This is a genomic window from Paludisphaera rhizosphaerae, from assembly GCF_011065895.1.
GTDB classification, from domain to species: domain Bacteria; phylum Planctomycetota; class Planctomycetia; order Isosphaerales; family Isosphaeraceae; genus Paludisphaera; species Paludisphaera rhizosphaerae.
The window spans coordinates 73,024-95,460 of record NZ_JAALCR010000011.1 but is presented as its reverse complement, the minus strand read 5'-3'; the positions used below and the strand labels follow the sequence as shown (position 1 = coordinate 95,460).

General features: G+C 65.9%; 16 protein-coding genes. 7 read left to right on the top strand and 9 right to left on the bottom strand.

Going from position 1 to position 22,437, the window contains the following annotated elements:
* Nucleotides 1-39: 39 nt before the first annotated feature.
* The 4 genes from G5C50_RS15950 to G5C50_RS15935 all read right to left on the bottom strand — a co-directional run bounded on the left by G5C50_RS15950 (nucleotide 40) and on the right by G5C50_RS15935 (nucleotide 4,894).
* The gene (locus G5C50_RS15950) at nucleotides 40-1,206 is read right to left on the bottom strand and encodes an AI-2E family transporter (protein WP_165070995.1); all 1,167 of its coding nucleotides are present in this window, start codon (nucleotides 1,204-1,206) and stop codon (nucleotides 40-42) included.
* Between the two features lie 206 nt (nucleotides 1,207-1,412).
* Nucleotides 1,413-2,399, bottom strand: a complete 987-nt coding sequence (locus G5C50_RS15945) for an SDR family oxidoreductase (protein ID WP_165070994.1) — start codon at nucleotides 2,397-2,399, stop codon at nucleotides 1,413-1,415.
* Nucleotides 2,400-2,563: 164 nt separating this feature from the next.
* Complete coding sequence (locus tag G5C50_RS15940) at nucleotides 2,564-3,232, bottom strand: hypothetical protein (protein WP_165070993.1); 669 nt, start codon at nucleotides 3,230-3,232, stop codon at nucleotides 2,564-2,566.
* 333 nt (nucleotides 3,233-3,565) lie between these two features.
* Entirely contained in the window at nucleotides 3,566-4,894 is a 1,329-nt protein-coding gene (locus G5C50_RS15935) for a serine/threonine-protein kinase (protein WP_165070991.1), read from the bottom strand.
* A gap of 229 nt (nucleotides 4,895-5,123) precedes the next feature.
* Between G5C50_RS15935 and G5C50_RS15930 the strand changes: the two genes are divergently transcribed.
* From G5C50_RS15930 to G5C50_RS15900, 7 genes are all read left to right on the top strand, one after another.
* Nucleotides 5,124-6,530 (top strand): hypothetical protein, encoded by a 1,407-nt coding sequence (locus G5C50_RS15930; RefSeq protein ID WP_165070990.1) that lies wholly within the window; start codon nucleotides 5,124-5,126, stop codon nucleotides 6,528-6,530.
* A gap of 578 nt (nucleotides 6,531-7,108) precedes the next feature.
* Nucleotides 7,109-9,169, top strand: coding sequence for a PrkA family serine protein kinase (locus G5C50_RS15925; RefSeq protein WP_165070988.1), 2,061 nt, complete (start codon nucleotides 7,109-7,111; stop codon nucleotides 9,167-9,169).
* Between the two features lie 476 nt (nucleotides 9,170-9,645).
* Nucleotides 9,646-10,749: a DUF444 family protein gene (locus G5C50_RS15920; RefSeq protein WP_165070987.1), complete on the top strand. Its 1,104-nt coding sequence runs from the start codon at nucleotides 9,646-9,648 to the stop codon at nucleotides 10,747-10,749.
* A gap of 52 nt (nucleotides 10,750-10,801) precedes the next feature.
* Nucleotides 10,802-11,482, top strand: coding sequence for a Uma2 family endonuclease (locus G5C50_RS15915; protein WP_165070985.1), 681 nt, complete (start codon nucleotides 10,802-10,804; stop codon nucleotides 11,480-11,482).
* A gap of 63 nt (nucleotides 11,483-11,545) precedes the next feature.
* The gene (locus G5C50_RS15910; protein WP_165070984.1) at nucleotides 11,546-13,102 is read left to right on the top strand and encodes a SpoVR family protein; all 1,557 of its coding nucleotides are present in this window, start codon (nucleotides 11,546-11,548) and stop codon (nucleotides 13,100-13,102) included.
* Complete coding sequence (locus tag G5C50_RS15905) at nucleotides 13,068-13,550, top strand: hypothetical protein (RefSeq protein ID WP_165070982.1); 483 nt, start codon at nucleotides 13,068-13,070, stop codon at nucleotides 13,548-13,550. The genes G5C50_RS15910 and G5C50_RS15905 overlap by 35 nt, the downstream gene beginning before the upstream one ends.
* A gap of 839 nt (nucleotides 13,551-14,389) precedes the next feature.
* Nucleotides 14,390-16,966: a serine/threonine-protein kinase gene (locus G5C50_RS15900; protein WP_165070981.1), complete on the top strand. Its 2,577-nt coding sequence runs from the start codon at nucleotides 14,390-14,392 to the stop codon at nucleotides 16,964-16,966.
* A gap of 7 nt (nucleotides 16,967-16,973) precedes the next feature.
* On the opposite strand, the gene G5C50_RS15895 is transcribed toward G5C50_RS15900, so the two are convergent.
* The 5 genes from G5C50_RS15895 to G5C50_RS15875 form a co-directional block, all read right to left on the bottom strand.
* A complete protein-coding gene (locus G5C50_RS15895) occupies nucleotides 16,974-17,420 on the bottom strand; it encodes a hypothetical protein (protein WP_165070980.1) in 447 nt (148 codons plus the stop codon).
* Between the two features lie 7 nt (nucleotides 17,421-17,427).
* Nucleotides 17,428-18,057 (bottom strand): RNA polymerase sigma factor, encoded by a 630-nt coding sequence (locus tag G5C50_RS15890; RefSeq protein WP_165070979.1) that lies wholly within the window; start codon nucleotides 18,055-18,057, stop codon nucleotides 17,428-17,430.
* A 122-nt stretch (nucleotides 18,058-18,179) separates the two neighbouring features.
* Complete coding sequence (locus G5C50_RS15885) at nucleotides 18,180-18,818, bottom strand: hypothetical protein (protein ID WP_165070977.1); 639 nt, start codon at nucleotides 18,816-18,818, stop codon at nucleotides 18,180-18,182.
* A gap of 60 nt (nucleotides 18,819-18,878) precedes the next feature.
* On the bottom strand, nucleotides 18,879-20,699 hold the full coding sequence (locus G5C50_RS15880) for a serine/threonine-protein kinase (RefSeq protein ID WP_165070975.1): 1,821 nt from the start codon (nucleotides 20,697-20,699) through the stop codon (nucleotides 18,879-18,881).
* A gap of 163 nt (nucleotides 20,700-20,862) precedes the next feature.
* On the bottom strand, nucleotides 20,863-22,401 hold the full coding sequence (locus G5C50_RS15875) for an FHA domain-containing protein (protein WP_206107725.1): 1,539 nt from the start codon (nucleotides 22,399-22,401) through the stop codon (nucleotides 20,863-20,865).
* Between the last annotated feature and the right edge of the window lie 36 nt (nucleotides 22,402-22,437).

Here is a 22,437-nt window from a genome sequence, read left to right as displayed (position 1 = left end):
TCCCTGCGGAAACGCCTGGACGAGTGGGATGGACCGAAATTACGGCAAATCCTGTTCCGAGATCAAGCGGGCGAACGGGCGAGTCGCCGGGGTGTGCTCCAGGATGATCTTGAAAATCACGGTCAGGGGCACGGCCAGAACCAGGCCGACGAACCCCCAGAGGAGGCTCCAGAAGGCCAGCCCGACCAGCACCACGAGCGGGTTGAGCCCGAGCGCCCGTCCGGTCATCGCCGGCTCGATGACGTTTGATGTCACGCCGTGGATCGTCAGCAGAATGGCCGCGAACGCCAGTGGGGGCCCGATCGTGGAGAACTCCAGAAGGGCGATCGCCAGCGGCGGCAGGATGGAGACCAGCGGGCCGATGTAAGGAAGGAAGTTGCCGAAGAACGTCAGCACTCCCCACGTCGCCGCGCCGGTGACTCCGAACGCCAGGCAGAGCAGGCCCACCGGCACAGCCACCAGCAGGCTCGCCTTGACCTTCACCGCCAGGTATTCCGAGACCGCGAGGTTGATCGAATCCACAATCTTCATGATCCGCCCGGCTCGCTGGGACGAGAAGCTGGAGCGGATGCGGTCCGGCAGCCCCGCCGCCGACTGCAACAGGAAGATCATGTAGAAGGCGACCACGATCGACTCCAGGCCGATCGACACGAAGGCCGTCGCCGCTCCCCGGACCAGCCGGTCGGACAGCTCAGCGGAGAGCGAATCGTCCGGAGACGCAGCGTCGCCTGAGGTGCGGTGTCTGGCGAAGGCGGGGGTCAGGCCGGCGGCCGCTTTGCGGAAGCCCTGTTCCAACTCTGTCTCACGCGCCTGATAGCGAGGGCGGTTCTGGTCGATCGTGACGACGTCATGGAAGACCATTCGGCCCAGGGCCAGGACGCCGATCGTGAACCCTCCCGCGATCATGATGAACGCGACCACGGGCTGCACCCGCTTCCGCAGTCTGTTGTAGAACGGGAGGAAGAGGTAGCAGAGGAGGACGGCGATCAGCAGGGGCCGAAGCACAGGCTCCAGGCGTTCAAGCAGGTAGAGCGAAGTCGCCGCGACGATCAGCACGTAGGCCAGCGTTCGGACCTCGCCCGCCCCCGGGGCGCGTTCGAGCAGTCCGCCCGCCGCGACCTCGTTCAGCGCGCCCGCCGCGTCGTCCGCGGCCTGGGGAGGCGTGTCGTCCGGTGCTGCCGGGGGTTGGTCGGGCGTCGCATCCACCGTTGACGTTCCTCGGCTTCGAAGGACGGTGCGGAGCGCTTTGGGCTCGGTGTACAGAGGAAGGATGATCGGCTTCGGATGCGCTTCCGACGGGCGTTCGCAATCCCGCGCCGGTCATCCCCCTCATCTGACCGCTTCGCGGTCTGTCTTCCCCCTCCAGGGAGGAAGATTTCGAAATGCGAAAATCATCTCTGCGTGGCAGTGGCTCAGGCTCCTGGGGTCGTGGGCTCGACCCAGTCCTGCAGGGCCGGGTCTTCGAGCTTGGCTCGGAAGTCGGCCAGGGTCGCGTCGAGCGGTCGCATCATCCCGGGCAGGACGGATTCCAGCCGGTCGATCTTCAGGCCTGAATCCAGTGGTCGGGGGGCGCCCTGGGCGATCTCGGCCGTTGGTCTGCCGACGATCAGCGACGGGTCTAACCCGAAGGCGCGGGCGATTGCGCGGGCGAAGGCGACGCGGTCCATGACCTCGGGACCGACCACGTGGACCATTCCGGAGGCTCCGGCCTCAGTCAGAGCCAGCACGGCGTGGGCGACGTCGGGGCCGTAGCTCGGGCTGGAGACCTGATCGCTGGGGCAGGGCATGGATTTGCCCTGCATCAGGTTGCGGATGAGCTGATAGGCGAAGTTCTTCCCCTGTCGTTCGGGGCCGAAAACCCAGCAGGTGCGGGCGGTCAAGAGCCGGTCGCCGATCGCGGCCTCGAGTGCATCCTCGGCGTCGCGCTTGGCCTGCGCGTAGACGGACAGCGGATTGACCGGGTCGGCCTCGGCGTAGGGGCCGGACTTCCCGTCGAAGACGTAGTCGGTCGAGAAGTAGACGAACCGCGCGCCGGCCCTGGCGGCGGCCTTGGCGACGGTTAGAGGCTGTTCCAGATTCGCGCCGTAGGCCTTGGCCCGATCGCGTTCGCAGCCGTCGACCCAGGTGAAGCCGGCGGGATAGAAGACGACCTCCGGGTGGAGATCATCGATGAGCCTGGCGGCGGCGTCACCGTCGGCGGCGTCGAGCGGGGTCAGCCCGGGAAAGGACCGGGTGGAGTACGTCCCCGTCGCCTCATGCCCTCGCGCTTCGAGGTAGCGGAGCAGCCAGCCGCCGATCTGTCCCGAGCCCCCGACGACGAGGGCCTTCATCCGTTCCTTCGCGGTCCCCTCGCGAGAGGCGAGAGCGTCGGGCCGCGCGATCGAGAAATCTGATGACATCCGACCTCCGAAGTCGCCTGGCTCGGCCGCGGTCCGAGAGCGAACGGCGGCCGATCGAGGCCGACATCATAGCAGACGGCGAGGCCGCGAACAGCGGAGGCCCAGGGGATTCCGCTGCGCGGCCCGCCCGCGATCCAGGGCGAACATGGGCCGCCCCGGGGAGGTTAATGCGACTTCGAGTTCATGGTGCCGAAGTCTTTCGAGCCGGCTGGACCGAAGGCCACGACGTACTCGGGAAGGATCCCCACCGTGTTCCCGTTGTTCCCCCAGCTCAGAACCTCGGTCCGGACGCTCGCCAGGTTCGCGGCCAGCTCGGATCGGGTCGTGGCTGTGGTGATCGCGGTTTCAAGCAGTTCCGCCACCGATTGGCCGCCGTCGTCCGTCAGCGCCGGGTTTGTGCTCGTCTGGGCCGTGAAGTTGGAGAGCCCGGCGCCTCCCGTCGGGTTGTTCGTCCCCAGGCCGCGGCCGTAGGGGAGGCGAGCCTCAAGGGCGGCCATCCGAGCGTCGATGTGGGCCAGGGCCGTGCCCGACGCATACAGGTACGATGCCGAGCCGCTCCCGAGCGTCCCGACGCCGACCTTCGAGTTGAAGGCGTCGGTGAAGCCCCCTTCCTTGTCATAGAGCGCCAGGGCGTTGCGGGTGAAGTTCACGATCGCCGTGTTCACCGCGGCCTGGACCTCCGCGTAGGTCTTGCTCGTGAGCACGAACGCGCCGTGCATCCCCAGGGAATTGGCCCCGCCCGCGACGGCCGGGAACTTGAATCCGCCGCCGTTGAGGACGACGCGGTCCTCCATCGGGGCTACGCCCTCGGGGACGAATCGGTGCTTATTCATGGGATGTTGCTCCTGGTGGTCGAGATCGTCGGGGAGAGCAGACGCCGTCGACCCATGACGAATCACCGCAAATCCGTGGATGCGTGTTTCGCTGGGAGGATTTAGGTGCACGTCCGCTGGTTGTCTGTTCGAGGTCGTGCAAGTCGACGTGTTCGCGACGGCCTCGCTTGACATTACGCGATTCCGAGGCCGGCCTGACAAGTCGACATTAAAAAATCGAAAAATAAGAACAATGAGCGACAGTCGCCGTCTGTTTTTCTGGCGAATGGCACGGCGACGATTCGGTTTGTCGCAAAGATTGCGCCGGGATGGGCCGGCTTCGACGCGACGGTCCTATGGGGCGGGGGGAGCCGGCGGGGCCGCGTTGAGGGCTTCCTGGAGAAGCTCCACCTCCGCCCTGCGCTGGTTCGGATCGGCGACCCGGGCACCGGCCTCGCCCTGGGGGCTCCCCTGGGACTGCCAGATTTTGAAGGCCCGAAGTTGGATGGCCTCGTGGATTTCGCGTGAGGCCTTGGCCCAGTTCTCATCGGCGACGGCCCGGCCCGCTTCTCCCTCCGGAGCCCCCTGCGCTTTCCAGATCTCGAGGGCTCGCAACGCGATCAGCTTGTGGCGCTCGGGAGATTCGGGGTCGGGCTGAGGGGCGGGCGGGTCCACCTTCGGCGCCACGATCGGCGGGGGCGCCGGGGCGGGGGCGTTGAGAGTCGACGCCCATCGGGCGGCCGTCGCCAGGACGACCGCGGCGAGGCCCGCGGCCAGGATCGGGCGGCGGACTCCCGAGGCGGGCGTCAGAGCCTGATCGAGTTCGGTGAGGAATACCTCGAGATCGGCGTAACGTCCTTCAGGGTCGTGCGCCAGGGCTTTCATCAGGACGGCGTCCAGTCGATCGTTGCCTCCCGGGGAGACCTCGGAAGGGGGCTTGAACGAGCCCACCGGACGTTTCCCGGTCGTCATCTCATAGGCGATGGCGGCCAGTGAATACTGGTCGGACCGCTCGTCGACGACCCGTCCAGCCTGTTGTTCGGGGGAGGCGTAGACCAGCGTTCCCAGACCGCGGTTGGTTTGCGTCAACAGGCCGCGATCCTCCTGGAGCACGGCCAGGCCGAAGTCGGCCACTTTGACGAGCGAGTCGGTCGGGGTCAGGATGTTCTCCGGCTTCAGGTCGCGGTGGAGGATTCCCTTGTTGTGGAGGTAGACGAGGGCCTGGCCGATCTGGATCAGGATCGCGCGGCGACGGGGCGTGGGAATCGGCCGACCGTCGCGCAGGAGCTTGCGGAGGTCGCCGTTCTCGATGTACTCGGTGACGAGGAAGGGCGTGCCGTCCTCGGGGGAGGCGCCGAAGTCGAGGATGGTCAGCACGTGAGGATGCGCGGCCATCGCCAGGATCTTCGCCTCGCGGCTGAACCGCTCGCGGGCCTCAGCCGTGGGCCCTCCGGTCGGACTGGCGAGGAATTTGACGCAGACGTTTCGCCCCAGCGTCCGCTGGCGCGCAAGGTACACGCGACCCATGCCTCCCATGCCGATGAGGCGGAGGACCTCATAGCCCGGGATCGTCGGCGGCGTTTCCGAAGCTGCGTCGGTTGGGGGCATTGTCGACACCTCTCGGGCGGCGGTCGAGGATCCGGAAGCGAAGGCCTTGAAGCCCGCCAGGACGAAATCAGGCATCGAACCTCTGTTTTGAGCAGATGTTGCGCCGATATTCAAGGTCAGGCGTCAAATCGCGCGTCGCGTCTCGCACGGTCGCAATCGCGGAATCCGATGGTCGTGCGGGATGCGCGCTGGCGTCGCCGACCCGAGCCGATTACACTCGTCGCAGGTTAGGCGGGGCGAGGCGCAAGGGGGCCGCGGCGGGCGTCCCCGACCCGCGGCCGGGGCTGCTTCGGGCGGTGAACCGATGGGTTCGTTGGGCTCCCCCTGGATCTGGGCGCAGGCGACGGGAGCCGGAAGCCCGGCGGCCGCGGCCTATCTCGCTTTAAGGCGATGGTGCGGCGGCCTGACGCTTTCGCCGTCGCGGCCGGCTCCGGATTGGGAGATCCTCTGGATCATCGTCGTGGGGCCGCTGCTGCTGGCGTTGCTGGCGACGCTGGTGCAGGGGCCGGGGGCCGTCTTGCGGCAACTCGTGGATGTTCCGGGACACGTTCGGCTCGTTCGCGAAGCCATGACGCGCGTCTGGCGGGCGGCCGGCATGGTCACGGTTCTGCTGACGCTGACGGTCCTTTCCTGGACGGCCTCCCAGTGCGTCGGCTTTTTCTTCGAGGACGCCGAGCGCGGTCGATCGGATCTCCTGATGCTCAAGCGCGGGCGGACGCCCGTCGAACTCGTCGCCGAACACGCGGCGACGGCCGCCGTCACACCCTTGCGCGACGTGGCGGGACTGGGTGATTCGCTGCCGATTCTCGCCACGGCCCTGGCGATCGTCCTCTCGGCGGGGAGGCTCCGGGCGGTCTCGAAGGGCCTCGGTCCGGCGGGAGGACCGTTGAGGCTCAACGGCTTCGAGCAGGAAGGCGTCTCGGCGTGGCAGGGCGTCGTCGGCACATGTCTGGGACTCCAATTGCTGTACCGGCTCTTTTGCCGGTTGGCGGGAGGCGGCGATCTTCCGGTCGGAAACTGTCTGCTCATTGAAGTGGCGATCATTCCTTTTCTGATGCTGGTCTGCGACGGCTTTCTGTTGGCCTGGGTGCTCGTGGAGATCCGCGACGGCGAGCCGAGCGAGGACTTCAGCTCGCGCTTCGATCCTTCACGGGCGTTCGGGTTGATGCCAGCCGCCTGTCTGGGATGCCTCGCCGCCTTGCCGGGCCGGTATGCGGCGACGGCGTTGGTGCTGGCCTCGCAGCATTTCCCGGCCTCCTGGATGGCGACGGAGCCAGGCCGAGTTCTGCGGTGGAGCCTGGGGCCGGGACTGGTCTGGATTCAGACCGCCTCGCTGGTGGTGATGGGGATCGTCGGGGCGATCGCCTGGAGCGGCGGCGGATGGGGAGAGGCCTGGCTGGGGTTCCGCCGGAGCCTCCGCCGCGAGGGTGGAAGAATGGCGGTCGCGACGGCGATGGCCGTCGTTGCGTGCGCGGGGCTTTCGGCGGTCGCTTACGCTCTGGTTCAGATACTTCCTCCGGCCGGCTGGGTTCTTCCCGCCGCCGACGCCTACGCCCACTACGCGACGCTCCCCGTCGGTCTCTGGACTCTCGCCGTCTTCATCGTCCTGGCCGAACAGGTTTTGCCCGTCGCTCGATCAGCGGAGGTCGAGAGGGCCGCCGAGTCGCCCGAGTCCGAGATCGAAGCCGCGCCAATCCCGAACGCCGGCTGATTTGCTCGAACCCCTGCGGGCGTTGCGGCGTCATCATTAAGAGAGGGTGCGTTGCATCGACGCCTCGCTCGCGTCGTCTCTTTACACCCCCGATTTTCGTTGCGACTCCAAGGTCTGGACCCTCGATCGTCCGGTTTTTTATGACGCCGTCGGTCAGAATCAGGGATTGGGTCGTACCATTGAGGTAAGTGCGGCGGTTGATACGGCCCTGGGAGGCGGGTCGACGGCCTCCGCTACGCTTGACAGATTCGCGAGAACGGGGTTGTAATGACGATCGACCACCCCGGGTCGCGCGACGGCGGCCCGGTCGGCGTTCCTTCCTCTTCGGAGACCCTTTCGTCCCCCTTCCGGACCAACGCTCGCTCGTCGACCGCCGTGGGAGATCCGAACCGGTCGAGCCAGCCTCCCGTCGCGTCGTTCTCATTGGCAATGCGGTCGCGCCTCTCAGCCGGAACGGGGCGTACGCCCCCCCGCGCCCTTAGGCCGACCCCGCCCCTTGAGCGACCGACGCCGCCCGCATCGACTCCCCCTCGGACGCAATACAGCCTGAATTAACGACCTTCAGGAGGATCCCCGTCATGTCCGCAGGATCGGATCTCATCGCCCTGGTCGCCCGCCGTCAGAATCCGGACGAGTACAAGCAGAAGCATTGGACCGGCACGTTCGCCGATTATTTGGACGTCGTTCGCGACGATCCGAGGATCACTCGAACGGCCTACCAGCGCTTGTACGACATGATCACGAGCAAGGGGACCGAGGAGATCACCGTCAATAAGGAGAAGCTGGTTCGATACCGCTTCTTCGACGACCCCGACGACGGCGGTCAGGACGCCATCTTCGGGCTCGAACGGACCATGATCAGTCTGGTCAACGTCCTCAAGAGCGCTGCGCACGGCTACGGCACCGAACGCCGCGTGCTGCTGTTGCACGGTCCCGTCGGCAGTTCCAAGAGCACGCTGGCGCGGCTGCTAAAGAAGGGAATGGAACGCTACTCGCATTCGGAGGAAGGCCGTCTCTTCAGCTTCGGCTGGAAGGACGTCGGTCCCGAGGGCGAGGAGCTGTTCCACGAGTGCCCGATGCACGAGGAGCCGCTGCACCTGATCCCCCAGGACGCCCGCGCCGACGTCCTCGGCCGGCTCATCCAGGGGACCGAGGATTACCCGTACGACTTCAACGTCGTGGGCGACCTCTGCCCGTTCTGCCGCCAGATGTTCAACGACAGGATGGAGCGCTACGCGGGCGACTGGTCGAAGGTCGTGCAGGACGTCCGGGTCCGCCGCCTGATCCTCTCGGAGCAGGACCGGATCGGCATCGGCACGTTCCAACCGAAGGACGAGAAGAACCAGGACGCCACCGAACTGACCGGCGACATCAACTACCGGAAGATCGCCGAGTACGGCACGGAGAGCGATCCCCGGGCGTTCAATTTCGACGGCGAGTTCAACATCTCCAATCGCGGCATCATCGAGTTCATCGAGGTCCTCAAGCTCGACGTCGCCTTCCTGTACGACCTGCTGGGCGCCAGCCAGGAACATAAGATCAAGCCCAAGAAGTTCGCCCAGACCGACATCGACGAGGTCATCATCGGGCACACCAACGAGCCCGAGTACAAGAAGCTCCAGTCCAACGAGTTCATGGAGGCTCTTCGCGACCGTACGGTCAAGATCGACGTCCCCTACGTCACCCGGCTCGCGGATGAAATCCACATCTACGAGAAGGATTACAACGAGCGCAAGGTCCGCGGCAAACGGCTGGCTCCCCACACGCTGGAGGTGGCCGCGATGTGGGCGGTCCTCACCCGGCTTGAGGAGCCCAAGAACGCCGGCCTGACCCTGATGCAGAAGCTCAAGCTGTACAACGGCAAGACCCTCCCCGGGTTCACCGAGGACAACATCAAGGAGCTTCGCGAGGAGTCTGAACGCGAGGGGATGCAGGGGATCAGCCCGCGCTACGTGCAGGACAAGATCTCCAACGCCCTCGTCGCCCACCCGACGGAACGGTCGATCAACCCGTTCATGGTCCTCAACGAATTGGAGTCGGGCCTCAAGCACCACTCGCTCATCAACAGCGACGAGACCCGCAAGCACTACCGACACCTGCTCTCGCTGGTGAAGGAGGAGTACGAGGACATCGTCAAGAACGAGGTCCAGCGGGCCATCGCCGCTGACGAGGACGCCCTGACTCGGCTCTGCGGCAACTACATCGACAACGTCAAGGCGTACACCCAGCGCGAGAAGGTCAAGAACAAGTACACCGGCCAGACCGAGGAGCCCGACGAGCGGCTGATGAGGTCGATCGAAGAAAAGATCGACATTCCTGAAAGCCGCAAAGACGACTTCCGCCGCGAGATCATGAACTACATCGGCGCCCTCGCCCTCGACGGCCGGAAGTTCGACTACCGTACCAACGAGCGTCTCCAGAAGGCCCTGGAACTGAAACTGTTCCAGGACCAGAAGGACACGATCAAGCTGACCAGCCTGGTCTCCAGCGTGGTCGACAAGGACACTCAGGAAAAGATCGACATCGTCAAGGCTCGGCTGATCCGCAGCTATGGCTACGACGAGGATTCGGCAACCGACGTCTTGAACTACGTCGCCAGCATTTTCGCCCGCGGCGACGTCAAACGCGGCGGCCACTAAGGCTTCACCTCGCGCGGCCCGCGACGGTCTCACCGACCTTCTCGCGGGCCGCACGCGGACTAGGCAGAACGAGCCCGAAAGTCGGGCGTCGTGATGCCGGAAAACCACGCGCGCCATGCGGTAAGGCCGGAAGAGACGGGACGTCTTGAAGACGCCTGGGCGCGCGGCCTACAATTTGCTGAGGAGACGGAGATCCCCGGGATTGGAGCCCAGTAGCCTCGACGCGAGCCGCAATTCAAGCCCACCCCTTCGTCGTCCGGCCCGTCTCGACTCGTTCCAGTCGTCATCACCTACGAACTTTTCATCGCTCTTTGCCAAGTGGAATCCGGCGGATCTCAGGCGATCCCCGGAGCGTTCGTCGTTCCGCGTGCGCCGGGCCGACGCGGCGGGTGCGTTTTCGTCCCGGTCGCGCCGCGGTCGGACTTCGCGAGGACGGGAAACCCAACAAACCAGCGAGCGGCGGGGGCTCTACAGCCGTGGTGCGAAAAATCGATCGCGACGCCAGTCGCTTCAAACAAATCGTTCGGGGCAAGATCAAATCCGATCTTCGCAAGTACATCACGCACGGCGAGATGATCGGCAAGACCGGCGGCGAGTTCGTGTCGATTCCTCTGCCCCAGATCGAGATCCCTGAATTCCGCTACGGCGAGAAGAACCGGGGCGGTGTGGGGCAGGGCCCCGGCGACGTCGGCACGCCCATCGGCCGCGGCGGCGACGGCGAGGCCGGCCCCGGCGCGGGCGAGGCTCCCGGTCAGCACATCCTCGAAGTCGAGTTGACGATGGACGACCTCGCCCAGATCCTCGGCGAGGAACTCGCGCTGCCGCGAATCGAGCCCAAAGGGCGGGCCAACATCATCGAGGAGAAGGACAAGTACACGGGCATCCGCCAGACCGGCCCCGAGAGCCTTCGCCACTTCAAGCGCACCTACAAGAAAGCGCTTCGGCGTCAGATCGCGTCCAGCCAGTACGACCCGCGCGACCCGCTGGTCATTCCGATCCGTGAGGACAAGCTCTACCGGTCCTGGAACCCGATCATCTCGCCCCAGTTCAACGCCGTGGTGTTGTACCTGATGGACGTCTCCGGGTCGATGACCGACGACCAGAAGGAGATCGTTCGGACCGAGGCCTTCTGGATCGACGCCTGGCTGAAGAGCCAGTACGACGGGGTGACGACCCGCTACATCATCCACGACGCCGTCGCCCGCGAGGTGGACGAGCACACGTTCTACCACACACGCGAGAGCGGCGGCACGCGGATCAGCTCCGCCTACAACCTGGCCAACAAGATCATCGACGAGCATCACTCGCCGATGGACTGGAATATCTACGTCCTCCACTTCTCCGACGGCGACAACTGGGGAGAGGACAACCGCCAGTGCATCGGGCTGCTCCGTGAGCAACTGCTCCCCAAGTGCAACCTCTTCTGCTACGGCCAGGTCGAAAGCCCCTACGGCTCCGGCGAATTCTACCGGGAACTCGAAGAAGCTTTTGACGAGGTCCCGAACCTGGCGCTGTCCGAGATCCGTAATAAGGAAGGCATCTACGAATCGATCAAGGAATTCCTGGGGCGCGGGCGTTAAGGGCCCATCGAGGTGAGAAGGGACCCGAGCGTGACACGGAGAGGAAGGATTCATGGCGACCATCACGACGTCTGAGACGACGGCCGAGACCCAGAGCGACCAACTCGTCGCCCTTGAGGGGATCGACTGGGCCGGCTACGCCGCGATGCTCCGCCTTCGCGGTGGACGCAGCCTCCCCAGAATGACCTACCTCGACGGGAGGCTGTCGCTCGGGTCCCCGTCCTATCGGCATGAAACCCTGAAAAAGCTTCTCGACTATTTCATCGCGTCGGCTCTCGCCGGGCTTGGCGTGCCGTTCCTTCCAGCCGGGTCGACGACCTTCCGCCGCAAGCGTAAGCGAGGTGGAGTTGAAGGGGATGAGACCTACTACCTCGCGAACCGGGCCCTTATCCAGGGGAAAGCGGTTATCGATCTGCGGATCGATCCCCCTCCCGACCTGGCCGTGGAGGTGGTCGTCACCCACGACGCGGACGACGCGATTGAGGTCTACCGTCGACTGGGCGTTCCTGAGGTTTGGATTTGTACCCCGACCGAGATCGTGATGCTGACGCTCGGCGAGGACGGCCGGTACGCCAAGACTGAGGCGAGCATCGCCGTCCCGGGCGTCAGCGCCATCGAGGTCCATTCCTGGATCAATCGGCCGATGGAGGCGGGCGTCACCGCCTGGGCGGACGAGGTCCGCCGCTGGGCCGCCGAGGTCGTCGCCAAACGCCCTCGAGGGCCGGCGACGTGAAGTGAGATGACACGACCGCGGGCTTGAGATTCGCGAGAGTTCCCGAGACGAGAGACCCGAGCCATGTCGACCGTCAACACCCACGACCTTCCCGCCGACCTCAGGGCCATCCAGGTCGAGACCGAGGGCCACGCCCGCGAGTACGGGCTCGACTTCTATGAGTGCATCTTCGAGGTCTGCGACTACGACGAGATCTCGATGATCGCCGCTTACGGCGGATTCCCCACCCGCTACCCTCACTGGCGGTTCGGGATGGAGTACCAGCAGCTCTCCAAGGGCTACCGCTACGGGCTCCAGAAGATCTATGAGATGGTCATCAACAACGACCCCTGCTACGCCTACCTCCTGCGCTGCAATCAGTTGGTCGATCAGAAGCTGGTCATGGCCCATGTCTACGGCCACAACGACTTCTTCAAGAACAACATTTGGTTCAGCCAGACGAACCGCAAGATGATGGACGAGACGGCCAACCACGGCAGTCGGATCCGTTCGTACATGGAGCGGTTCGGCGAGGACGCCGTCGAGAGCTTCATCGACTCGTGCCTGTCGCTGGAAAACCTGATCGACGTCTACTCGCCTCTCATCAAGCGGCGAGATCCCGTCAGCCGCTACGACTTCGACGAGGAGGGTGTCGAGGCGGAGAGCCGGCCCTCGAAGTTCCAGAGCAAGTCGTACATGGACGACTTCATCAACCCGCCAGGCGTTCTCAAGGAAGAACAACGGCTCAAGGAGGCCGAGCGTCAGAAGGCCAAACCGATGTCGTTCCCGGAACGGCCGGAACGCGACGTTCTTCTGTTCCTGCTGGAGCACGCCCCGCTCAAGCCGTGGCAGCACGACGTCCTGGCGATCATTCGCGAGGAGGCGTATTACTTCGCCCCCCAGGGCCAGACCAAGATCATGAACGAGGGCTGGGCCTCGTTCTGGCACTCGACGATGATGACCCAGAAGCTCCTGCACTCCTCAGAGCTTCTTGATTACGCCGACCACCACTCGGGGACGATGGCGACCCAGCCCGGGCGTCTCAACCCGTACAAGATTGGCATCGAACTGCTCCGCGACATTGAGGAGCGTTGGAACAAGGGCCAGTTCGGCGCCGAGTGGGAGGAATGCGACGACTACGAGGAGAAGCGACGCTGGGATAAACAGCTCGGTCTCGGCCGTCAGAAGATCTTCGAGGTTCGTCGAATCCATAACGACGTGACGTTCATCGACACGTTTTTGACGCAGGACTTCTGCAAACGCCACAACCTTTTCAGCTTCAAGCACAACGAGCAGAACGACCTGTACGAGATCGAAAGCCGCGAATTCAAGAAGATCAAGGAGCGTCTTCTCTTCAACCTGACGAACTTCGGTCAGCCGATCATCCGAGTTCGGGACGGCAACTACCGCAACCGCGGTGAGATGTACCTGGGCCAGGAGCATTTCGGCGTCGACCTGCGGCTGGATTACGCGCAGGACACTCTCCGTCATCTTCACCGCCTCTGGACGCGCCCGGTCCACCTGGAGACGACCGTCGACGGGCGGCCCACTTTGCTGTCGTTCGACGGAACCGATCACTCGATCCGACCCTTGGGAGGTGTTTCCCATGACACTGAGCCGAAAGATCGCCGCCGCGCTTGACGAGAACACTCGGGCCTACAACCTGCCGTGCTCCGTCACGGTGGACGAGGGTCCCGACCGAGTAACACTGGAGATCGCCGCCCTGGACGCTGTGGGCGTTGCTCTCGACGGGCTCGAATTTGCGACGACCGACCGCAAGGAATGGTCGCCCCCGGAATTGAACGCCTGGGGCGAGCGCATCGCGCGTAGGGTCACCTATCTGATGGAGCCGCTCCACGTCCTGGAGGTCGACGGCGGCCGGGGCGAAGTGCAGCTTCGCAGCCAGACCCCGACCAGCCGGGGCGATGCGCGCAATTACTATGAGGTGCGTCTGAGTCGCGACGGGATTTGCCGCGTCGAGCGCTTCGCCTACGACCCGGCCGACCGCCGCCGCCGCCGGACCACGTGCCACCTGACCCGCGAGGTCGTCGAGCGTTTGGCCGAAGACCTGGCCGCGACCTCGCGGTGAGGTGTTGGAATCAATCATGGTCGGCTTGAGAGCCCGCCGGTCAGTGGAACGGCGGGCTCCCAGGCTCGGTCGTCAAGCTCGCCGACGTCTCCGAGGGGGGAGCCGTCGTCGTGGTTTCCGTTGTGGCCGATCGTGTCGCGACGTGGTAGCCGCCGCATCGAAGGCAGCGGTAGATGATCAGTCGACGGCCTTGAAGGTCACGTCCTGTGGCCCGATTCCAGATCTCTAACGCGATGAGGTGCGCCCGCGCGCCCTGCCGGTCGACATGGAAGACCCGCCGACACTCCGGATCGAAGACGGGTCGAATCATCTGAGGCGACATGCCGAGAACCTCCTGATTCGGTTCGGGTACGTGCGGCCTCCCTACCACCATGAATCCCCGCGAGTCTCCTTCACTCCGATGCCGCCCCCCCTCGGAGGCGCCGACGGTTGACTTCATTGTCGAAATGAACGCGATGGTTTAACGAAGGGCCCAGGCGTTCGGTGACTGTCGAGTGGCCCATGTTAAATCACGTCGGCGCGTATGCTGCCTAGAAACGACATTCAGCATGCGACAAATAGCCGGAACCCCCGAGCTTTCCAGGCCGGGGTGCGGTTCCCGACCTCGCCGGTCCGCCTTGATCGGGCGTTCGGACGATGGCTCTCTCGCGAGCCTTTTCCGACGTTTTCCACCGGACTTTGCGGGGCGGCTCGCCCTTTCGCATCTCTGGAATGCTTGAGTGCGCAGGGGGGGAAAGGTTACATTAAAAGGAGGGCCACGCTGTCCCGGCGATGAAGGCGGGCGTCTTCTCCTCTTTTCTCCCGTCCGCCAGGCTCCCCTGGGCGGTTCAGGATCCGGCATGCTCGATCCGACGACATCGCGATTTTGGCAGGCGGCGCTTCAGAGCAGTCTTCTTGACGCTGAGGCGCTGGCGGCGTGCTGGGAGGCGATCCCTCCCGAGAAGCGCGACGCGCCCGAGCACATCGACCGACGTCTCGGCCGCCAGGCGGTGTTGCTGGACTTGTTGACCCTTTGGCAGGCGCAGCAGCTCCTCGCAGGCCGCATCACGGGCTTTCGGGTCGACCGTTACGTGCTCGAGGATCTGATCGGGCAGGGGGGCATGGGACGCGTCTACTGCGCGAGAGATACGCGTCTCGATCGCCAGGTGGCTTTGAAGATCCTCTCGCCGGACCGGATCAACAACCCTCGAGCGATCGCGCGATTTCGCCGAGAGGCCAAGGTGGGGGCCCAACTCCAGCACGAGAACCTGGTGCGGCTGTACGATTTCGGTGAATCGCAGGGCCGCCACTACCTCGTCATGGAGTTCATCGAGGGGAAGACCCTCGGCTTCCACATCGCGGTTCAGGGGAGGATCCCGCCGAGCGCGGCCGCACAGTTCGGCCGGCAGGTGGCGTTGGGGCTCGACCACGCTCATAACAAAGGGCTGATCCATCGCGACGTCAACCCGTACAACGTGATCGTGACCCACGACGGGATCGCCAAACTGGCCGACATGGGACTGGCCATCGATCTGGCCGACGAGGCGAAGGTGACGCGCGACGGCGCGACCGTCGGCACCTTTGACTACGTGGCCCCGGAGCAGGCTCGCCATTCGCACTCGGCAGACATCCGTAGTGATATCTACTCGCTGGGATGCTCTCTCTACCACATGATCGCCGGCCAGGTGCCCTTCCCCCATCCGGGCCTGGCGGAGAAGCTCTTCGCGCATCAATCGCAGGAGCCTCCGCGGCTGGAGGACCTGGTTCCGGAGCTTCCCCCGGGACTCGGCGAGGTCGTCCGGACGATGATGCGGAAGAAGCCCGAGGAGCGGTTCCAAACCCCATACGAAGTCGCCGTCGCGTTGAAGCCTTTCGCCGACAAGAGCTCCGAACGCCGCCCTGTCCTGGCTGTGGGAGCGAAGAGCGTTGAGTCTCGTGGAACGGAACTCCCCTCGGATGCGCCCGCCGTGGGCTCCACGGGGGAGACCGGCAGCGAGGCCGACGTTTCCGAGGAGTTCCCGATCCACGTCGATCTCCGCGAGCCGGCGCTACTGGACTCGGTGCGACCCAATCGGTCCTGGTTCAGCTCCAGTGGTTCGAAACCCTCATCCGGGTCGGACGGCGGCTCGGCTGTATCGGACGCGGGCTCGGCTTCGGTTTCGTCAACGCTTGAGACGATCCTCTCCGGCCGGCGGAAGATGGCGGCCGGCGTCCTGCTGGGGTTGCTCGCTCTTGGGGCCGTCGGCCTGGCCGTTTTCTGGCGAGGGGGTGGAGCCGGGGCCGGGCATGCTCAAACGCCTCCAACGAACTTGGTCGGTGGAAAGCTCGTCCAGCCGACGCCCCGACCTGCGCCGATCGACTGGGGAGACTCCTCGATCGCCGTCCAGTCGGCGGATCATTCCCCCAAGCCAGTTCCGGACCTGCTTCAGGCGATGGAGGCGGCGATCGCGGGCAAGGGGATCGTCGTTCTCAAGCCTGGAACGCCCATCGAGTTCAAATCAGGCCCGGGGCGCATGGTGTCGGGGCGAGGGAACCTCCTGATCAAGGGGGGCGGAGAAGCACCCGTAGTCGTCAAGGTCGAGCTCGACGGCGATCAGCCGTTCATCTCGGTTGGACCGGGGGTCAACCTTGAACTCCGGAACTTGATCTTCGAGGTCAATCGCACCAAGTCGCCGGCTGCTTCGTCTCCCCCGGTTTTGCTGCTGGCGGGGAAAGGGTTGATCGACCACTGCGCTTTTCGGACCGCGCCTTTCGAAGGCTACCAGGGCTCGCGCGCGGTCGTCTCCGATGGAGCGGTTCTGGATGTGTCCGATTGCTGGTTCGAGGGTTTCGCGACAGCCCTGGAGATCCAGGCGATGGCGGGGCCTCAGCACACCATTCGGCAGTCGATGTTCGTCCCCGGCGGGACCCCGACCGAGGCCGTCCAGGCTGAGAAATCAGTGCGCAGGGGATGGGCGGCGAAGATCGCGTTTGGGGGAGGCGGGGTTCGAGACGCTGGCCGCTCGATCAGGATGGAACATTGCACTGTGGCCGGCGAGGGGATCTTCCAGATCGCCGGCTTTTCCGAGAACGCACCGCTCCTGCTGGACGTCGTCTCATGCGCCGCGAAGGTCGATCGGTTGATCGACTGGACGCCTGCTCAATCGGACGACCCCTGGAAGCCCGGCTTGCTGAAATGGTCCGGCGTTGACAATCAACTCGACGTCATCGGCGACGCCTGGGTCGCGGGGCCCAACGGCGTCGCCGCGGTCGCTGGGTTCGACGACTGGTCGAAGGCTTTCCAGGAGACGGGGGCGATCCGAACGGGGGTCCAGTTCTCGATGGCGCCGGCGGCCGTCGACGGCCGCCTGACTCCCAACGCCTATTCGCTCGTCCGACCAGACGCCACTCGGCCCGGGGCTGACCCCCAGCTGGTCGGGACGAAGCCCTGGAAATAAAGTCGCCTCAGTTCCCGTCTTCGTTGAGCAGATGCTCACTCGACTTGAGGATGCGCTGCTGCCGATGCCGTGATTCGTGAACGGCGGAGGGAGCGACGCTCTGAGCTTCCAGGTCGGCCAGGTTCGCCTGGCAGAATGGACATTCCACGATCTCCAGGTGGAACCTGAAGTATTCCCCCAGGTCCGGGTCGAGCGCGTCGAGCAGGTAGCTGCCGAGTTGCTGGCGCGTGGGGCAGGTCAGTCGGGAGCGCCGCCAGATCGCGCCGAGGCTGTGGAGTTGGAAGTCCTCGCGATCGTTACGCACGTCTTCGAGACGCGCCCGGAGCGAGGCCGACTCGCGCAACGCCTTCTCGACGCGCGCCATCAACTCGGACGGGAGACGGTCGGCCAGGTAGCCGCGGAGCGTCTCCTCGTCGATCAGGGCGGGGGCTGGGAGCGGTTCCTCACGATTCATCACGCCGTCACCCTTGGTTCAGGTCGTCGAGGCTCGTCCCGGCGCGTCGGGCCATTTCCTTGAGCCGGGCGATCGTCTGGAACTTGTAGCTGGCCACTGCCTGTTCGGTCAGACCCAGGCTCTTGGCGACGTCCTTGTTGGCCCAGCCCTTGACGACGAGCAACTCCAAGCATCGAATCCGGTCGAAGTCGCCGCGGCCGAGCCACTCGCGGATGAGTTGGCCCATCGATTCGCTCAGAACCCTTTCCTCTTCCCGACGGCGTTCGCCGCTGCGGGCGATGCTGGAAGCGGCGCGGGCGCCGCCGGGTACCTCGTCGAGCGGACGGCCATGGTCGTCGGAGCCGAACTGGTCGATCGGCCGCCGTCCCTGCTTGCGCAGGTGATCGGTCAGCTTGTGGGCGGCGATGGAGAAGAGGTAGGCTTCCATGTCCCGCTTCTCATCGTAATGCGGGAGGCTGGTGAGGAAGCCGATGAACGTCTCCTGAACGACGTCCTCGCTGGCGGCCCTGTCGCGGAGCCGACTGTCGACGAAGGCCAGCAGCCGCCCCTCGAAGCGCTCAATGAGTTGTCGCCACGCCAGGGCATTGCCGGCGCGAACCTGTCGGACGAGGAGGCCGTCGGATTCGGACATCGCCATCGGTGGAAGTGTCCCGCCTGGATCGGGGCCCTGTCCAGCGGTGCGCCATGGACCCCCACGGATGATTGTAACTCCGGTCGGGGGCCCATGACCACGAAAACCCACTCGGAGCCGAGCGGAGTTCAGACGAGATAACGGTACAGGATGACGCCGGAAGCTCCGACCGCCGCGGCTGCGGCCAAACGCAGCCGATTGGTGTAGTAGCCTCGGGTCGCCTCGTCGGCGCGGATGTACCCCGAGACGGCGGCCAGGCAGGCGAGCAGGAACCCGAATCCGGCTCCCAGCTTGATCGTCCGGTCGCGGCCGACCTCGCGGCGATACGAGTCGATCAGGAAGTTCCGCCGGGAGTCGCTGAAGTCGGCGTCGAGGACCGCGGTGTAGACGGTCCCGTAGTCCTTCTCCGTGGGCGTCACGCGGGTCTCCTCAACCATGTCGCGGAGCAGGGGGGCGGGAGCGTGCCAGGATGAAGCGACCTGCGGTCCCAGCCAGTCGGCGACCTCGGTTTCGAGGGTCCGCAGGGCGTCGTCCTTGGCGCGCTCCTCGGTCGCGGAGACCCGGCCGGCGACCTGCCGGATCACGGGCTCAACGCGGTGGGAGACCTGAAGGCGAGTCTGGCGAGGCTCCCCGGGGCGTCCGAATCGGACGTGCACGCTCCGGCCGCCTCGCGGTCCCAAACGGTCCTCTCGAACGACGTGGACCGTGGACAGCAGAACGAACGCCGCGAGGCCGAGGAGAAGCAGGATTTCAATCAGACGTTTCATGGGATTAGGTCCATCTCCGACGACGGGGTCCGTTCAAGGCCCTCGCACGATGAGACGCTGTCAGGCGACACGGCCTTTGGCTCGGGCCTTTTCAACGGCCTTCACGTACTGGTTGTATCGGGCGGCCGGCTCGCTCCACGGGCTGGCCAGCTGAACGACCAGGGCGATGATCCCCGCGATCACGGCGCCCTGGCCCGGGTCTTGCTGCCACAACGGGCTCAGCACGCCGGCCAGCAGGAGCGTCCAGATCAGCGGGAGAACGCGGAATCGCCGCGAGCGGTCGCGAGCGGCCTGGCCGTTCCAGCCGGCCGTGACGGTGTACATGGCGGCGAAGTAGACAGGAGCGAGCGTCGCGGTCGGCGAGAGCATCAACCCCTGTTCCAGCAGGAACGCGCCCCCGCCGACGGCCGCGCCGGCGGCCATCGCCGCGACGCGACGGCCCACGGCGTCGAGATCCCGTCCCTCCAGGGACTTGTTCACGATGATCGAGGCCCACGTTCCAAGCAGGGCCGTTCCATAAAGGAAGACGAGCCGGGGAACCTCATGGGCCGGGTCGATGTGGAGCAAGGCCGCCGCCGGCAGGATCAGCAGGGCCACCAGAAACGCCGCCCAGAGCATCGACGCAGTCGCCTCGGCGACTCGGGCTCGGCCGGTGGCGGCGAGCGGCGGTTCGACGGGTTCGACGAACGCCTGGCGCGGCGTGAACGCCGGAGACTCCACCCCGGCGCGGACGAAACCGGCCTGCCGGACCGGCGGCCGTTTCGATCCGCTCCCCCCCCGCATCCGCCGCCAGTCCGCCTTGAGGCGATCCTGGAGCGACGCCTGCTGGCGCGGAGGCACCGTGTCCGGGCCGATGTAGAAGACGGGCTCCTCGGCCTTGATGACCAGGACGTCCTCGGCGACAGCCGCCGGGTGTGAGTCCTTGTCGCCGATGATCCGGATCTCTGGATCGCGAGGGGCGTCGGCGGGGAGGAGCAGGTCGTAGAGCTTCGTCGGCCGCTGGTTCGGGTCCTTGGCGAGCGCCCGGCCGACGATCCCGCGATACGCCTCGGGGAGCGGCGTCAGGTCGGGACGGGCCGTCAGGTGTTTCATCAGGATTTCGTTGACGGTCTCGCCGTCGAACGGCACACGCCCGGCGAGCATCTCATAGAGGATGACGCCCACGGCGTAGACGTCGATCGGCCGGTTGTACTTGCCCGAGCCGATCTCCGGAGCCATGTAGTGACAGGTGCCGATGCTCTCCGAGTGCTCGCTGCCGTGGCTGGCGGTGATGAGTTTGGCCAGGCCGTAGTCGCCGATCTTGACGACGCCCTCTTCCATGAAGAGGTTGGCCGGCTTGAGGTCGCGGTGGACGACGCCGTGGTCGTGGAGGTAGGCCACGCCCTCGATCAGTCCCTTGAGCCAGTGTCGAACCTCGTCCATCGGCAGGCCGCGAGGGTGCCGGCGGAGCACCTGGGCCAGGCTAGGGCCTGCGACGTACTCCATGATCACGAACGAATCGCCGGCGTCGTTCGACTTCAGGTCGAAGATCGACAGCAGGTTCGGGTGCTTGAGGTTCATGCACTGGACGACGCCCCGGCGCTCGACGTCCAGGTTGCGGAGGATCAGCTTCAGGGCCACCTCGCGGCCCGAGTCCGAGGTCGCGTAATAGACCTCGCCGAAGCCGCCGCGGCCGACGGCCCGCTTGATGGTGTAGCCGTCGAGGGGACGGTCGCCGGAACCGAAGGCGAACCGGCCGCCGGCCTGCCGAGGAGGGCTGGTTTCGATCATGGAAGGAATTCCCGTCAGCAGGACGTCGCCGCGGGGCGACGCGTCGTCGCCGCGATAAGGGACCGTCTCGTCGATGTCGGGCCGAAGCCGCGCGTCGGCCATGGCGTTCATCGGTGGTTCAGCTCCGGAGTCCGGGGGCGGTTCGCGTCGGGCCACGTCGTAGTCCTTCCCGGCCTATGGTCTGTTCGCCGAGGATGGGGAAATGTTGAGCGACCGGGGACGGATTCCGGATCGATCGGTTGTCGTCCTCATGGCAGTCGCAACGACTCCGAGGTCAGACCGAGTTGGAACTCAGGGGCTCCAGGCTGAACGAGAAGCCCTCGCCCAGAACGCTGGAGGTCATGGTCAGCGGGGCGCGAGCGACGCACGGACGGCCGTCGACCTCGAACCCGCCCTTGGCCCGGCACCAGATGGCGGCGCCCTGGCGATAAAGGACGATGGAATCCCGCAGGGCCGGTGCCGGGATGTGAGCCTGGCTCTCCCGGCCGACGATGCAGGTGTCGGCCATGAGCAGGACCCCGTCGACGGCGATCGGCAGCCGATGGCGGCTGACGATCATCAGCCGGGCCGTGGCGCTGAACGGGCTGGGCTGACGGAACTCCAACTCGACCGTCGAACCCAGGCGGATCACGTCGCCGTTGCGGAGGACGGTCGGCTCGGCGATCCGCCGGCCGTTGACGAAGGTGTCGCGGCGAGGCTCGATCATGTAGCTCTCGCTGCCGCGAACCAGGACGGCGTGCTCGCGGGAGAGGTCGCCCATTAAGGGGACGTCGGCCGGGCTGTCGGCTCCGGCGCGGCCCAGAACGACTCGGTCGTTCAGGCAGACCAGATAGCCGCCCACGGCGTCGGCCCAGAGGAGGAAACGACCCTGCGGACCGCTCGCCGAGGGATTCGCCAGCGGCCGGGCTGGTCCCGGATCGGGGCGGGCCGTCGGTCCAAGCGCCGGAAAGACGCGGCCGATCGTCAGGTCGACTGGGGGCGGCTCGCCCCTGTCGGCCGGCTCGGAGCTTCGGACGGGGCGCGACGGTCCCTTATCGCGACGCGACCATTGCGATCCGCTCGAAGGACCGATGGCGGCGATCTGCTGCCACGCCTTCGCCCGCGCCTGTCGGGCTGCGGGGTGTTCGGGGACGGCCGTCACGAGGGCCTCGGCGGCGGCGAGGATCTTGGGCCATTCGCCGCCGCCGAGGGCCGCGTAGAGCGCTTCGACCATGGGCGCTGTGGTCTTTTGACGGGCTTCCAGTTCGCGGCGGGCGGCGGCGATCGCCTGCTGGGCGGCCTCGGCGTCCGAGCCGGCGGCCAGGCGCTCGGCCCGGTCGAGGTTCTCCATCGCTTCGCCGAACTCGCCGCGGCGGGCCTCGGCCGTCGCCGTCCGCCAGGCCTCGGCGACCTCGCGATAGCGTCGCAGGGTTGGCCCGCTGATCTTGTCCTTGGCCAGCGCCTCGATCCGCTCGAGGGCGCGGACCGGCTCGCCGACGTCGAGATCGCCGCGGATCTCGGCGGCGACCTGATCGGCCAGGCTCAGGCGGGCGGCGGCCAACGAGTCGGGCGGCGCGCCGATACGCTCGGCCAACCGCAGGTCGTCGATGGCTCCCGCCACGTCGTCGCACGAGGCTCGTCGCGAGGCTCGGGCGATCAGATCCAGGCCGATCCGGCCGCGGAACTGGACCGCCTGGTGGTGGTCGACCACTTCAGGCCGACCGGCCAGGGCGAACGCCTCTTCATACTTGCCGGCCCGGGCGGCCTCTTCGGCCTGCCGCAGGACGACCCGCCATTGCCCCATCATGGTTGATTCGCCGCCCGGAGTGGCCATGGGGTTTTCAATCTCCGACATCTTACGCTGGACGCC